Origin of the sequence: Streptomyces sp. CC208A, from assembly GCF_030010625.1 — a bacterium.
GTDB lineage: Bacteria > Actinomycetota > Actinomycetes > Streptomycetales > Streptomycetaceae > Streptomyces.
In genome coordinates, this window is sequence record NZ_JASCXN010000015.1 from 75,119 (window position 1) to 89,215 (window position 14,097).

The window sequence follows — 14,097 nt, forward strand, 5'->3', positions numbered from 1 at the left end:
TCCGACTGTGGGCACAATTGGCTTGGCTGTTGGATGTGGCGCAACGGATGGGGAGGCAGGAACGACGGTGGCGGAACGTAGCACGGCTGCCGTCGACGTGGCCGACAACAGCGGTGACGATCCGCTGACCGCGCAGGCGGACACGGCCGCGACCGACGGGGTGGCGGAAGAGCACAAGACGGCGGAGACGACGGAGGAGCCCACCGAGGCCCCCCAGGCCCCCGGGGCCGAACAGAAGGCGGTCGAGCGGAAGAACGGCGAACAGTCCCCCCTCCCGGCACCCGACCTGCACAGCGGCCACAAACTGGCACGGCGGTACCGCCTGGAGGAATGCGTCACCCGTCTGGACGGCTTCAGCAGCTGGCGCGCCGTCGACGAGAAGCTGCGCCGGGCCGTGGGCGTCCACCTGCTGCCGGCCGACCATCCCCGCGCCCGCTCCGTCCTGGCCGCCGCCCGCTCGGCGGCCCTTCTCGGCGACCCCCGCTTCGTCCAGGTCCTCGACGCCGTCGAGGAGAACGACCTCGTCTACGTCGTCCACGAATGGCTCCCGGACGCCACCGAGCTGACCGCTCTCCTCGCGGACGGCCCCCTCCAGGCCCACGACGCCTACCAGCTCGTCGCCCAGCTCTCCCAGGCCATGGCCGCCGCCCACCGCGAGGGCCTGGCCCACCTGCGGCTCACCCCGAGCGCCGTCCTGCGCAGCTCCACCGGCCAGTACCGCATCCGCGGCCTCGCCGTGAACGCCGCCCTGCGCGGCATCACCGCCGACCGCCCCCAGCGCACCGACACCGAGGCCATCGGCGCCCTCCTCTACGCCGCGCTCACCCAGCGCTGGCCGTACGAGAACGACGCCTACGGCCTCTCCGGGCTCCCCAAGGGCATCGGCCTGCTCCCGCCCGACCAGGTACGCGCCGGCGTCCACCGAGGCCTCTCCGAGCTCGCCATGCGCGCCCTCGTCAACGACGGGGCCACCGCCTCGCGGCAGGAGCCGCCCTGCACCACGCCGGACGAACTCGCCAAGGCCGTGTCGGCGATGCCCCGCGTCAAGCCGCCGGAGCCGGAGTTCCCCGCCCCCGCCGAGTACCAGCGCACCACGTACCAGCAGGGCACGTACGGACGCCCCCAGCCCCGCCCCGTGGTCACCCAGCCGCTCCCGGTCCCGCCGGCCCCGCTGGAGAGCCGCACGGGCAAGGCCCTGAAGTGGGCCGTCGGGGCCCTCCTCATCGCCGCCCTGGGCCTGGGCAGCTGGCAGATCGCGGACCGGCTCCTCAAACAGGAACCCAAGGACGAGACACCGGTCGTCCAGCCCACGACCGACGAGAAGCCCGAACCGCCGAAGCCGCTCACGATCGTGTCCGCCGACGACTTCGACCCGCTCCCCGGAGGCAACGGCGAGGAGTATCCCGAGGCGGTACCGAAGGCCTTCGACGGCGACCCGAGCACCTACTGGTACACCAAGAACTACACCACCGCGAACTTCGGCAATCTGAAGGACGGCGTCGGTCTCGTACTGGACCTGGGTACGGCCCAGAAGGTCAGCTCCGTCGATCTGTCGTTCGTGGGACACACCTCGGTGGAGATCCGCACGGCACCCGACGGCGCCGCCACCGCACCGTCCACGGCGGAGGGATTCACGACCCAGGCATCCGACGCCGGCAAGGACGTGAAGCTGAAGCTGCCCAAGCCGGTCACGACCCGCTACGTTCTGGTCTGGCTGACGGAGCTGCCCCTCAACGAGGGCCAGTTCCGCGGCCAGCTGACCGAAGTCAAGGTCATGGGCTGACGAACCGCAGGGGAGGGGGCTCACCGTTGGACCGTCCGATAGACGCCGCAGACGACCGGGAACTTCTGGCCCGTCATGTCGCCGGGGACCCAGACGCCTTCGGTGAGCTCGTACGGCGCCACCGCGACCGCCTGTGGGCGGTGGCGCTCCGCACCCTCGGCGACCGCGAGGAGGCCGCCGACGCCGTCCAGGACGCCCTCCTCTCCGCCTTCCGGGCCGCCCACACCTTCCGGGGCCAGTCGGCCGTCACGACCTGGCTCCACCGCATCACCGTGAACGCCTGCCTGGACCGCGCCCGGAAGAGCGCCACCCGCAGAACCTCGCCCGTGGACGACACCGCCCGCTTCGAGCAGCTCCTCGAACCGCACGAGTCCGCGGAGGCCCCCGCCGAACGCCAGGACCTCCACCGGCAGCTGCTCGCCGCGCTCGCCACTCTCGCCCCCGACCAGCGGGCCGCGCTCGTCCTCGTCGACATGCAGGGATACCCGGTCGCGGAGGCGGCCCGTATCCTCGACGTTCCCACCGGCACCGTGAAGAGCCGCTGTGCACGCGGCCGGGCCCGGCTGCTTCCGATGCTCACTCATCTGCGCGCCGACACCGTGGGTAACGAGCCCCCCGAGGGGGGAAGGAACCGGACGCCGGGGGCATCCGTCCCACCGGTGTCGGAGCCGCCGGAAACCGGACCGACTGATCCAGCTGCTGTGAAGGGCGGAGGTGGGCGCGCGTGACCACGACCGACAAGGCCGACACAGCACAGCACCCGGACGTCTCGGAGATCTCCGACCTGACCGAGGGCCTGCTCTCCCCGAGCCGCTCCGCCACGATCCGCCGGCACCTCGACGGCTGCGGGCTCTGCGCCGACGTCCGGAACTCCCTGGAGGAGATCCGCGGACTCCTGGGCACCCTTCCGGGTCCTCCGCGCATGCCCGCGGAGATCTCCGGCCGGATCGACGCCGCCCTCGCCGCGGAGGCGCTCCTCAACGCCACCGCACCAGACTCCGCCCGGACTGTTTCACGTGAAACCACGGCCGCCGAAGCATCCGCTGTTTCACGTGAAACAACCCGCCCGGCACCCACCGCCCGCCCCGCCGACGAACGCCCTCCGGCCCCCCGGGCCGCCACCGGCCCCGGGCGGGGCCGCACCCGCCACCGCCGCCGGATCGCCCTCCTGGGCGGTCTCGCCGGAACCCTCGCCGCCGCCTTCTGCACGTACGGCCTCTACGCGCTCACCCAGAACGGTGCGGAGACGCACACCGCCCAGGCCGACACCAGCGCGAGCGCCCCCCTGAACCGCTTCTCCGGGGAACCGGTGGAGGACCGCGTCCGGAGCCTGCTCACGGGCGACGCCGCCGTCGCTGCCCCGACGGGTGAGAGTCCCAAGTCACTGGCAGCCGAGGGGACCGAGAGCGCCAGCACCGCACAGCGGAACCGCGACGGCGCCCTCCCCGACTGCGTCCTCGCGGGCACCGGCCGCCAGGACACCGTCCTCGCCTCCGAGCGCGGCGAGTACGGCGGGACCGCCGCGTATCTCCTCGTCCTTCCCGACCGGACCGACGGCCACCGCGTCCAGGCCTACGTCGTCGCCGCCTCCTGCACCGGGAACACCCCGGCCGAACTGCTGCGGACCGACTCCTACCCGAGGCCCTGAGCGCTCCTCCGTCTCGCCGTCCGTCTCACCCTCCGTCTCATGCACGCGCCGCGCGGCGCTCTCGGGAATGCTCGCCCCTTAGGATCCGTTGGGTGGGGTGAGAGTGACGGAGACACCGCCCCCCCTTTAGGCAGTAGGCAGTCTGCAGAGACGAGGAAGAAACCCGTGAGCGACGTCCGTAACGTGATCATCATCGGCTCGGGGCCCGCGGGTTACACCGCCGCGCTCTACACCGCCCGAGCGTCGCTGAACCCGCTGGTCTTCGAGGGCGCCGTCACCGCCGGTGGCGCCCTGATGAACACCACCGAGGTCGAGAACTTCCCCGGTTTCCGTGACGGCATCATGGGCCCGGACCTCATGGACAACATGCGGGCGCAGGCCGAGCGCTTCGGCGCCGAGCTCGTCCCGGACGACGTCGTCGCCGTAGACCTCACCGGTGACATCAAGACCGTCACCGACACCGCCGGCACCGTGCACCGCGCCAAGGCCGTCATCGTCACCACCGGTTCGCAGCACCGCAAGCTGGGCCTGCCGAACGAGGACACCCTCTCCGGCCGCGGTGTCTCCTGGTGCGCCACCTGCGACGGCTTCTTCTTCAAGGACCAGGACATCGCCGTCGTCGGCGGCGGCGACACCGCGATGGAGGAGGCGACCTTCCTCTCGCGCTTCGCCAAGTCGGTGACGATCGTCCACCGTCGTGACACCCTGCGCGCCTCCAAGGCCATGCAGGAGCGCGCCTTCGCCGACCCGAAGATCACGTTCGCCTGGGACAGCGAGGTCTCCGAGATCCACGGCGACCAGAAGCTCACCGGTCTGACCCTGCGGGACACCAAGACGGGCGAGACCCGCGAGCTGGCGGTGACCGGTCTCTTCATCGCCGTGGGCCACGACCCGCGGACCGAGCTGTTCAAGGGCCAGCTGGACCTCGACGAGGAGGGCTACCTGAAGGTCGCCGCCCCGTCGACCCGTACCAACCTGACGGGTGTCTTCGGCGCCGGTGACGTCGTCGACCACACCTACCGCCAGGCCATCACGGCCGCCGGTACCGGCTGCTCCGCCGCGCTCGACGCCGAGCGCTTCCTGGCCGCTCTCTCCGACAGCGAGAAGCTGGCCGAGACCCCCGCGGTCTGACCCGAGCTCCCCCCATCCCACACCCCGCGAAGTTAAGGAGACTGCCGTGGCCGGCACTCTGAAGAACGTGACCGACGCTTCCTTCGAAGAGGACGTCCTCAAGAGCGACAAGCCCGTCCTGGTGGACTTCTGGGCTGCCTGGTGCGGCCCGTGCCGTCAGATCGCCCCGTCCCTTGAGGCCATCGCCGCCGAGCACGGCGAGATCGAGGTCGTGAAGCTCAACATCGACGAGAACCCGGCCACGGCCGCCAAGTACGGCGTCATGTCCATCCCGACCCTGAACGTGTACCAGGGCGGCGAGGTCGTGAAGACGATCGTCGGCGCCAAGCCGAAGGCCGCGATCCTGCGCGACCTGGCGGACTTCGTCGAGGCGAAGTGACCCCTCGTTGTTTCACGTGAAACGGCCCGCCCCTGGAGAGGGGCGGGCCGTTTCCGTTCCCGGACGCGCAGAGCTCACAAGGGCCGGAGCACCGGCTCCTTCTGGACGGCGCCGAGCAGCCGGTCCAGCGCCATCTCGACGTCCTCCTTCCAGGAGAGCGTTGTCCTCAGCTCCAGCCGAAGCCGGGGGAAGGCGTGATGCGGGCGGACCGTCTTGAAGCCCACCGCGAGCAGATGGTCGGCAGGAAGCACACAGGCCGGCTCCTTCCACCGGGCGTCGCCGAAGGCCTCGATGGCCTTGAAGCCCCGCCGCAGCACGTCCTTGGCAACCGTCTGCACCATCACCCGGCCCAGCCCCTGCCCCTGGTACTCCGGCATGATCCAGGCCGTCATCAGCTGGACGGCATCATCCGCCACGGGACTCGTCGGGAAGGCCATCGACCGGGGCACATAGGCCGGGGGAGCGTAGAGCACATAACCGACCGGCACATCGTCCACATAGACGACCCGGCCGCAGGACCCCCACTCCAGCAGAACAGCGGAGATCCACGCCTCCTTCTCCGCCTCCGGACGGCCCGCCTTCACGGCGGCCTCCCCGCTCACCGGATCGAGCTCCCAGAAGACACAGGAGCGGCAGCGCTTCGGGAGGTGCGGAAGATTGTCCAGCGTGAGCGGTACGAGCCGACGCCCCACAGCTGCCCCTCGCTTCCCTGGCCGACGCACGGCCTCCGAGCACGGATACGCCTTCTCGGATCGTATCGACCGGGCGATCGGGACGACACCGCACACAGGCAAAGGGCGGGTCGCGTTCCGGTGAAGCACGGAACGCGACCCGCCCTCTGTGTCCTGCGGTGAGATCGAGGTGCCGCGGAGGGAGAACGGGAGGGCTTACTCCCCGTCCTCCTCCCCCTCCTGTTCGGCCTTCAGCATCTGCTGCAGGACCTTGTCCTCGCCCGGGGCCATCGTCGTGAGGATCCGGTCGAGGTCCTCCACCGAGGCGAACTCGACGACGATCTTGCCCTTCTGCTGTCCCAGGTCGACCTTCACCCGGGTCTCGAAACGGTCCGAGAGACGGGTGGCCAGATCGGAGAAGACCGGCGAGATCCGGGCACCGGCACGGGGCTTCTTCGCCTTGGCGGCGGCGGGCTCCTCGAAGCTCATCAGCCGCACGATCTCCTCGACCGACCGCACCGAGAGCCCCTCGGAGACGATCCGGTGCGCCAGCTGGTCCTGGGCCTCCGGGTCCTCCACACCGAGGAGGGCGCGGGCATGACCGGCGGAGAGCACTCCGGCGGCGACCCGGCGCTGGACCGCAGGGGAGAGCCGCAGCAGCCGCAGGGTGTTGGAGACCTGCGAGCGCGAGCGCCCGATCCGGTCGGCGAGCTGGTCGTGGGTGCAGCTGAAGTCGGTGAGCAGCTGCTCGTAGGCAGCGGCCTCCTCCAGCGGGTTCAGCTGGGCCCGGTGCAGGTTCTCCAGGAGGGCGTCCAGGAGCATCTTCTCGTCGTCGGTCGCCCGGACGATCGCGGGGATGGTCTCCAGACCGGCCTCGTCGGAGGCCCGCCAGCGCCGCTCACCCATGATCAGTTCATAGCGCCCGCCCTCGGTCTTGCGGACGACGACGGGCTGGAGAAGGCCGACCTCCTTGATGGAGGTGACCAGCTCGGCCAGGGCGTCCTCGTCGAAGACCTTCCGCGGCTGCTGCGGATTGGGGGCGATGTCACCGATCGGGATCTCGGTGAAGTAGGCCCCGGCGACCAGCTTCGGCTCGGCCTCCGCCGGCACGGCCACGGTCTGCTGCTGCGGCGCCCCCTGGGGGAACAGGCGTGCCGCGCCGCTCCCGGGGAGCGTGGAGACGGCGCCGCCCTCCGGCGCCTGCGGGTCCTGGGGAGCACCGGCGAACAGCGCGCCGAGCCCCCGCGGTCCCAGTCCCCTACGTCGGTCGCTCACTGAAGTTCCTCCGCCATGCTGTGCTGGTTGTTCTGGTGCCCCACACGGCCGTGGTGCTGGGGCTCGTAGTGGACGGCGACGCCCCGGAAGGCGATCTCGCGCGCCGCTTCGATGTACGAGAGGGCTCCGCTGGAACCGGGGTCGTACGTGATCACGGTCTGGCCGTAGCTGGGCGCCTCGGAGATGCGGACGGACCGCGGAATGCTGGTCCGGAGGACCTCCTGCCCGAAGTGGCTGCGGACCTCTTCGGCGACCTGCGAGGCGAGCCGGGTCCGGCCGTCGTACATGGTCAGCAGGATCGTCGAGACGTGAAGCGCCGGGTTGAGGTGCCCACGGACCAGATCGACGTTCTTCAGGAGCTGCCCGAGACCCTCCAGCGCGTAGTACTCGCACTGGATCGGGATCAGCACCTCGGCACCCGCCACCAGGGCGTTCACCGAGAGCAGGCCGAGAGAGGGCGGGCAGTCGATGAGGACGTAGTCCAGCGGCTGCTCGTACGCCTGGATCGCCCGCTGGAGCCGGCTCTCGCGCGCCACCATCGACACCAGCTCGATCTCCGCACCCGCGAGATCGATGGTGGCCGGCGCGCAGAAGAGACCCTCGACGTCCCGGACCGGCTGGACCACCTCGGAGAGCGGCCGGCTGTCGACGAGAACGTCGTAGATGGAGGGGACATCGGCGTGGTGGTCGATGCCCAGCGCCGTGGAGGCATTGCCCTGCGGGTCCAGGTCGATGACGAGGACCCGGGCCCCATGGAGCGCCAGGGAAGCGGCCAGGTTGACCGTCGTGGTCGTCTTGCCCACGCCGCCCTTCTGGTTGGCCACCACCATGATGCGGGTCTGAGCGGGACGGGGCAGCCCCTCCCCGGCGCGACCCAGCGCCTCTACGGCCAGCTGGGCAGCACGTCCCATGGGGGTGTCGTCCATCGGGGGCAGTGTTTCACGTGAAACATCCTCCCCCGCCGATTCGGTTCGGGGACCGGGGACCGGATCGGTCATCGGTCCCGCGATGTTGGCGTCGGACCGCAAGGATTCACTCTCCTCGGCATCAAGCTCGCGATGGGAAGAGCCTGCCATGCCCGTGGGGTCCTGAACCAGCGAGGTCGGTGGTTCTGTGGGTGAATCCACCTCTGTGGAAAACTCCGTAACCCTCGCGGGTGGCTTCACACGGGGTCGGCGGTCCTGAGGCGTGGCAGCCGCACGCCCGCGGCTGATGATCCCCTGGAGCAGTGAGCGATGTTTCACGTGAAACACGATGCCCCTGCGGCTCTGCCGGGACCCTCCGACACTCCGTGAAAGCGGACTAATGCGACACTCAGCGGCGCCGGCGGGTCTTGCTCGTCCGGGCGGCCTTGGCCCGCTTGGCCGCGAAACGCACCCCACCGGGGCTCTCGCCGACCTCGACCCGCACCACCGTGGACATCGGATCGACGATCCCCTCACCGACGTGAAGCACCGAGGTCTCCACCACACCCAGCTTGGAGAGCGCGGCACGTGCCCCTTCGAGCTCCTCCTCCGCGGTGTCGCCCTTCAGCAACAGCATCTCGCCGTAGGGACGGAGCAGGGGCACACCCCAGCCGGCCAGCCGGTCCAGGGGCGCCACCGCACGGGCGGTCACGACATGGACCTGCTGCAGCTTGCCGAGCATCTCCTCCGCACGACCGCGCACGACGGTCACATGGTCGAGACCGAGCAGCTCCACGACCTCCTGGAGGAAGTTGATCCGGCGCAGCAGCGGCTCCAGAAGCGTGATCTTCAGGTCCGGCCGCACCAGGGCCAGCGGAATACCGGGCAGGCCCGCACCGGAGCCGACATCGCAGACCGTCACGCCCTCGGGAACGACCTCGGAGAGGACCGCGCAGTTCAGCAGGTGCCGCTCCCACAACCGCGGGACCTCACGAGGACCGATGAGACCGCGCTTCACACCGGCGTCCGCGAGCAGCTCCGCGTACCGCACGGCCTCGGGGAAGTACTCGCCGAAGACCTTCCGCGCCTGCTCGGGCGCCTCGGGGAGCTCCGCTGCCTCCGTCACGGGAACCGTCCTTCCGTACCGCACGCATACCGTGCGAGCGCACTGTGGTGGCTGAACTATCAGGCTGACAAAGATCGGCCCCGTCTGCGAACAGACGGGGCCGACGCGATGAGAGGGGTCAGGCAGGGAGGACGACGACGAAGCGCTGCGGCTCCTCGCCCTCGGACTCACTGCGCAGACCGGCGGCGGCGACCGCGTCGTGCACGACCTTGCGCTCGAACGGCGTCATCGGGTCCAGCTTGACCGGCTGGCCGGTGGACTTCACCTCGTCCGCGGCCTTGGCACCGAGCTGGGCCAGCTCGGTGCGCTTCTGCGCACGGAACCCGGCGATGTCGAGCATCAGCCGGCTGCGGTCACCGGTCTCCCGGTGCACGGCCAGCCGGGTCAGCTCCTGGAGCGCCTCCAGCACCTCGCCGTCACGGCCCACGAGCTTCTGCAGATCGCGGCTGCCGGAGTCGCTGATGATCGAGACCGCGGCCCGGTCCGCCTCGACGTCCATGTCGATGTCGCCGTCGAGGTCGGCGATGTCGAGCAGACCCTCAAGGTAGTCGGCCGCGATCTCACCCTCCTGCTCCAGGCGGGTCAGGGTGTCGCCACCCTCGGCGGCGGAGGTGGTGCCTTCCGTCACGGATGGACTCCTTCTAGCTACGTGGACGCTTACTTCTTGGAGGACGGGTGCTTGGGCCGCTGCTGGCCCTTGCGCTGACGGGAGCCGCCGGAATTGGCGCGGCTGCGGCCGCCCTGCGCACCGCCCTTGGCGGGCGTCGCGGGCTTCTTCTCCAGGGAGGTCTTCACCTCGGTGTCCTGGGCGGCCTCGCCCGCGGACTCCTCGGCGGTCTCCTCCACGGCCTCGTCGCCCTTGCTCTGCGCGGTGCCGGAAGCCTGGCGCTGGGCCTTGGTCTGGCGCTTGGGCTGCTGCCGCTTGGAGGCGGTGCCCTCCGCCTCGGCGAGGGCGGTGTCGCTCTTCACGACGGTGCCGTCCGCCTGAGCGGCGAAGCCGGCCTTGGCGAGGGCACCGATGAAGCGGCGCTCGTTCTCGTTGCGGTCCGAGCCCTTGGCGACGATCGCCTTGACGACGGCCTTGTGACGCCGGCCGCGGACCTCACCGTGGTGCGTGACGCTCTTCAGCAGCCGCTGGAGGTAGGAGTCCTGCGCCTTGCTGCCCGGAGTCGGGTTCTGGTTGATCACGTACATCTGCTGGCCCATGGTCCACACGTTGGTGGTCAGCCAGTAGACGAGGACACCGACGGGGAAGTTGATGCCCATGACGGCGAAGATCACCGGGAAGATGTACATCAGCATCTTCTGCTGCTGCATGTACGGGGTCTTCACCGTGAGGTCGACGTTCTTCATCATCAGCTGGCGCTGGGTGAAGAACTGCGAGGCCGACATCAGGACGATCATGACCGCGGTCACGATGCGGACATCGGTCAGCGAGGCGCCGAGGGCGGCGACCGCCTCCGGGGAGTCCATGAACTTCGAGGCGATCGGGGCACCGAAGATGTGGGCCTGCCGGGCGCTGTCGACCAGCTGCTGGTTCAGGACACCGATCTCGTCACCCGAGGCGATCTTGCTCAGCACGTGGTACAGCGCGAAGAAGAACGGCGACTGCGCCAGGATGGGAAGGCACGAGGAGAGCGGGTTGGTGCCCGTCTCCTTGTACAGCTTCATCATCTCTTCGGACTGACGCTGCTTGTCGCTCTTGTAGCGCTCCTGGATCGCCTTCATCTTCGGCTGGAGCACCTGCATGTTCCGCGTCGCCTTGATCTGCTTCACGAAGAGCGGGATCAGGCAGATACGGATCAGCACCACCAGGGACACGATCGACAGACCCCAGGCCCAGCCCGTGTCGGGGCCGAAGATGGCCCCGTACAGCTTGTGGAACTGGACGATGACCCATGAAACGGGCCAGGTGATGAAGCTGAACAGACTGGCAATCGTGTCCACTAATCAGGCTCCTTGAGCATTGGGCGAGGTCTCTGCGGCCGGGCTCGTCTCGGCGGAGATCCCGCCCTTGTCGCCGCGCAGCGCGTTCCTGAGCATCTCGTGCCAGCGCGGACGCTTCCGCGGGGGGACATGGTCCACTCCACCGGGCGACCACGGGTTGCACCGCAGGATGCGCCAGGCGGTCAGGGCGGTGCCCTTGATCGCGCCATGCCGGTCTATGGCCGTGAATCCGTAGTGGGAACACGACGGGTAGTACCGGCAGACGTCGCCCAGAAGAGGGCTGATCGTCCACTGGTACAGCTTGATGAGGGCGAGGAGCGGGTACTTCATCGCGTGCCCCCTCCCAGCAGCCGCTGAAGGGCGGCGTCCAGGTCTCGGGCCAGGTGGGCATGGTCGGCGTCACCGGCTCCGGGCAACGCCCGTACGACCACCAGGCTACCGGGGGGCAGCGCGGACAGCCGGTCGCGGACGAGGTGGCGCAGACGACGCTTCACCTGGTTGCGGACGACCGCACCGCCCACGGCCTTGCTCACGACGAAACCCGCACGCGTCGGAGGAGCGCTCTCCCCAGGCGCGTGCGGGTCCGTGGCACCGCTACGCAGATGGACGACGAGGAGCGGGCGACCGGCCCGGCGCCCTCGACGTACCGCGGTTGCGAAGTCCTCGCGCCGCCTCAGCCGATTCTCGGTAGGCAGCACGTCATGACCTGTTTAGTGGATCAGGCGGACAGGCTCGCGCGACCCTTGGCGCGGCGGTTCGCCAGGATGGCGCGACCGGCACGGGTACGCATGCGCAGGCGGAAGCCGTGGGTCTTCGCGCGACGACGGTTGTTCGGCTGGAAGGTGCGCTTGCTCACTCGGGGGCTCCAGAAATGATTCGGGTGGTGGCGGGACATCGCCTGGCTGTCACCGTGCGCCCACGAGTAGCTCGCAATACGCCCGAGTGCACCGCTTCGTGATCACGTAGGGTGATCTTTGCCCATCGGAGGCAGGCGGCAGCAGCCATCGACAACTCGACCTGGTTACGGTACGCGCGGTTACGCCATCCGGTCAAACCGACCCGGCACAGGGGTCCTTTGTTCACAGCCTGTGGACAACAACTTGAACGACGTCAGCCGCCCCGACTACCGTGGCTGGACTCGACCATCTCTTCCGTTCTGTTCTTATCGTCCCGAGAACCACACATTGGTGGGACCTGCGAGAAAGCGTGCCCTGTGGCTGACGTACCTGCTGATCTTGCCGCAGTGTGGCCACGCGTGCTCGATCAGCTGCTCGGAGAAGGACAGCAGGGCATCGAGCCCAAGGACAAGCAGTGGATCGAACGCTGCCAGCCGCTCGCCCTGGTCGCCGACACGGCCCTGCTCGCCGTCCCCAACGAATGGGGCAAGCGCGTCCTCGAAGGCCGCCTGGCCCCGCTGATCAGCGAGACCCTCAGCCGCGAATGCGGCCGCCCCATCCGGATCGCGATCACCGTCGACGACTCCGTCGGCGAACAGGCCCCCGTGCCCTCCCCCGGCCGGCCGCCGCAGCAGCCCCGCTACGACGAGCGCCCGCAGCCCGAGCCGTACGAGAAGTACGAGAGCTACGGCCACCGCGCGCTGCCCGACGACGGCCTGCCCACCGCGCGCCCCGCCTACCCCGACTACCCGCAGCCGACGCGCCCCGAGCCGGGCTCCTGGCCGCGCACCCAGGAGGACCTCTCCTGGCAGCAGCCGCGCCTCGGCGGCTTCCCCGAGCGCGCCCCGTACACCGGCCCGGCCACCCCGGAGCAGTCCGGACGCCCGCGGTACGACGAGCCCTCCCGCGGCTACGAGCAGCCGCAGCGCCCCGAGCGCGCCGAGCTGCCCGAACCGCCGGGCGCCGTTCCGCGCCCCGGCCCCGCCACCGGCGGCCAGAGCACGGGCCCCGTCGTCGGCCAGGGCTCCGCCGGCGGCTCCGGTACGGCCTCCGGCTCGGGCGGGCCGGGCGAGCCGCACGCCCGCCTGAACCCCAAGTACCTCTTCGACACCTTCGTCATCGGCTCCTCGAACCGCTTCGCCCACGCGGCCGCGGTCGCAGTGGCCGAGGCGCCGGCGAAGGCGTACAACCCCCTCTTCATCTACGGCGAGTCGGGGCTCGGCAAGACGCACCTGCTGCACGCCATCGGGCACTACGCGCGGAGCCTCTACCCCGGCACGCGCGTGCGGTACGTGAGCTCCGAGGAGTTCACCAACGAGTTCATCAACTCGATCCGCGACGGCAAGGGCGACGCCTTCCGCAAGCGCTACCGCGACGTGGACATCCTGCTCGTCGACGACATCCAGTTCCTCGCGAGCAAGGAGTCGACGCAGGAGGAGTTCTTCCACACCTTCAACACCCTGCACAACGCGAACAAGCAGATCGTCCTCTCCTCGGACCGGCCGCCCAAGCAGCTGGTCACCCTGGAGGACCGGCTGCGCAACCGCTTCGAGTGGGGCCTCACCACCGACGTGCAGCCGCCGGAGCTGGAGACCCGCATCGCGATCCTCCGCAAGAAGGCGGTGCAGGAGCAGCTGAACGCCCCGCCGGAGGTACTGGAGTTCATCGCCTCCCGGATCTCGCGGAACATCCGCGAGCTGGAGGGCGCCCTCATCCGGGTCACGGCCTTCGCGAGCCTCAACCGGCAGCCCGTGGACCTGGGGCTGACCGAGATCGTCCTCAAGGACCTGATCCCGGGCGGCGAGGACTCATCCCCCGAGATCACCGCGCCGGCCATCATGGCGGCCACGGCCGACTACTTCGGGCTGACGGTGGAGGACCTCTGCGGCTCCTCGCGCAGCCGCGTCCTGGTGACGGCCCGCCAGATCGCCATGTACCTGTGCCGGGAGCTCACCGACCTGTCGCTGCCGAAGATCGGCGCGCAGTTCGGCGGCCGCGACCACACGACGGTGATGCACGCGGACCGGAAGATCCGGGCCCTGATGGCGGAGCGGCGCTCCATCTACAACCAGGTCACCGAGCTGACCAACCGCATCAAGAACGGCTGACGGCACCTCGGCCTCCGAAGGGGCGCCCCGGGACACCTCCTGGGGCGCCCCTTCGGCGTTCCTGGGGGCGCGCTGTGGCCGCGGAGGAGGGGGGCACGGTGGCGTGTGGAGGAGGGGCCGCGGTGGCTGCGGGGAGGGTCCGCGGTGGCATGTGGATGCCATGGCGCGGACGGGTCGCAGGCGGGTCCGTTCGATTGCGGTCTTCCGGTGGCAAGTTCTCCACAGATT

General features: G+C 69.8%; 15 protein-coding genes. 6 read left to right on the forward strand and 9 right to left on the reverse strand.

Translation table 11 applies throughout. The features are described from left to right. The first annotated feature begins 67 nt into the window (after positions 1-67). The 5 genes from QK442_RS18190 (at position 68) to trxA (ending at position 4,941) form a co-directional block, all read left to right on the forward strand. Complete coding sequence (locus QK442_RS18190) at positions 68-1,783, forward strand: protein kinase family protein (RefSeq protein ID WP_282695006.1); 1,716 nt, start codon at positions 68-70, stop codon at positions 1,781-1,783. A gap of 26 nt (positions 1,784-1,809) precedes the next feature. Further along, on the forward strand, positions 1,810-2,511 hold the full coding sequence (gene sigM / locus QK442_RS18195) for an RNA polymerase sigma factor SigM (RefSeq protein WP_282695007.1): 702 nt from the start codon (positions 1,810-1,812) through the stop codon (positions 2,509-2,511). Further along, positions 2,508-3,431 carry a hypothetical protein gene (locus tag QK442_RS18200; protein ID WP_282695008.1) on the forward strand — a complete coding sequence of 308 codons (924 nt, stop codon included), beginning with the start codon at positions 2,508-2,510 and terminating at the stop codon, positions 3,429-3,431. Before sigM ends, QK442_RS18200 begins: the two co-directional genes overlap by 4 nt. Before the next feature lie 165 nt (positions 3,432-3,596). Next, entirely contained in the window at positions 3,597-4,562 is a 966-nt protein-coding gene (gene trxB, locus QK442_RS18205; protein ID WP_282695009.1) for a thioredoxin-disulfide reductase, read from the forward strand. 46 nt (positions 4,563-4,608) lie between these two features. Next, positions 4,609-4,941: a thioredoxin gene (gene trxA / locus QK442_RS18210; RefSeq protein ID WP_282695010.1), complete on the forward strand. Its 333-nt coding sequence runs from the start codon at positions 4,609-4,611 to the stop codon at positions 4,939-4,941. 74 nt (positions 4,942-5,015) lie between these two features. On the opposite strand, the gene QK442_RS18215 is transcribed toward trxA, so the two are convergent. From QK442_RS18215 to rpmH, 9 genes are all read right to left on the reverse strand, one after another. After that, on the reverse strand, positions 5,016-5,633 hold the full coding sequence (locus tag QK442_RS18215; protein ID WP_282695011.1) for a GNAT family N-acetyltransferase: 618 nt from the start codon (positions 5,631-5,633) through the stop codon (positions 5,016-5,018). A gap of 195 nt (positions 5,634-5,828) precedes the next feature. Continuing rightward, complete coding sequence (locus QK442_RS18220; protein ID WP_282695012.1) at positions 5,829-6,887, reverse strand: ParB/RepB/Spo0J family partition protein; 1,059 nt, start codon at positions 6,885-6,887, stop codon at positions 5,829-5,831. Next, a complete protein-coding gene (locus QK442_RS18225; protein WP_282695013.1) occupies positions 6,884-7,963 on the reverse strand; it encodes an AAA family ATPase in 1,080 nt (359 codons plus the stop codon). Before QK442_RS18225 ends, QK442_RS18220 begins: the two co-directional genes overlap by 4 nt. Positions 7,964-8,201: 238 nt before the next feature. Continuing rightward, a complete protein-coding gene (gene rsmG / locus QK442_RS18230; protein ID WP_282695014.1) occupies positions 8,202-8,918 on the reverse strand; it encodes a 16S rRNA (guanine(527)-N(7))-methyltransferase RsmG in 717 nt (238 codons plus the stop codon). Positions 8,919-9,036: 118 nt separating this feature from the next. Further along, positions 9,037-9,546: a R3H domain-containing nucleic acid-binding protein gene (locus QK442_RS18235; protein ID WP_282695015.1), complete on the reverse strand. Its 510-nt coding sequence runs from the start codon at positions 9,544-9,546 to the stop codon at positions 9,037-9,039. A 29-nt stretch (positions 9,547-9,575) separates the two neighbouring features. Further along, a complete protein-coding gene (gene yidC / locus QK442_RS18240) occupies positions 9,576-10,865 on the reverse strand; it encodes a membrane protein insertase YidC (protein WP_282695016.1) in 1,290 nt (429 codons plus the stop codon). Positions 10,866-10,868: 3 nt separating this feature from the next. After that, a complete protein-coding gene (gene yidD, locus QK442_RS18245) occupies positions 10,869-11,195 on the reverse strand; it encodes a membrane protein insertion efficiency factor YidD (RefSeq protein ID WP_282695017.1) in 327 nt (108 codons plus the stop codon). Beyond that, a complete protein-coding gene (gene rnpA / locus QK442_RS18250; RefSeq protein ID WP_043222725.1) occupies positions 11,192-11,563 on the reverse strand; it encodes a ribonuclease P protein component in 372 nt (123 codons plus the stop codon). The genes yidD and rnpA overlap by 4 nt, the downstream gene beginning before the upstream one ends. 20 nt (positions 11,564-11,583) lie before the next feature. After that, positions 11,584-11,721 (reverse strand): 50S ribosomal protein L34, encoded by a 138-nt coding sequence (gene rpmH / locus QK442_RS18255; RefSeq protein ID WP_015659252.1) that lies wholly within the window; start codon positions 11,719-11,721, stop codon positions 11,584-11,586. A gap of 357 nt (positions 11,722-12,078) precedes the next feature. Here rpmH and dnaA point away from each other — a divergent pair, with 357 nt between their 5' ends. Continuing rightward, complete coding sequence (gene dnaA, locus QK442_RS18260) at positions 12,079-13,869, forward strand: chromosomal replication initiator protein DnaA (RefSeq protein WP_282695018.1); 1,791 nt, start codon at positions 12,079-12,081, stop codon at positions 13,867-13,869. Positions 13,870-14,097 lie beyond the last annotated feature (228 nt).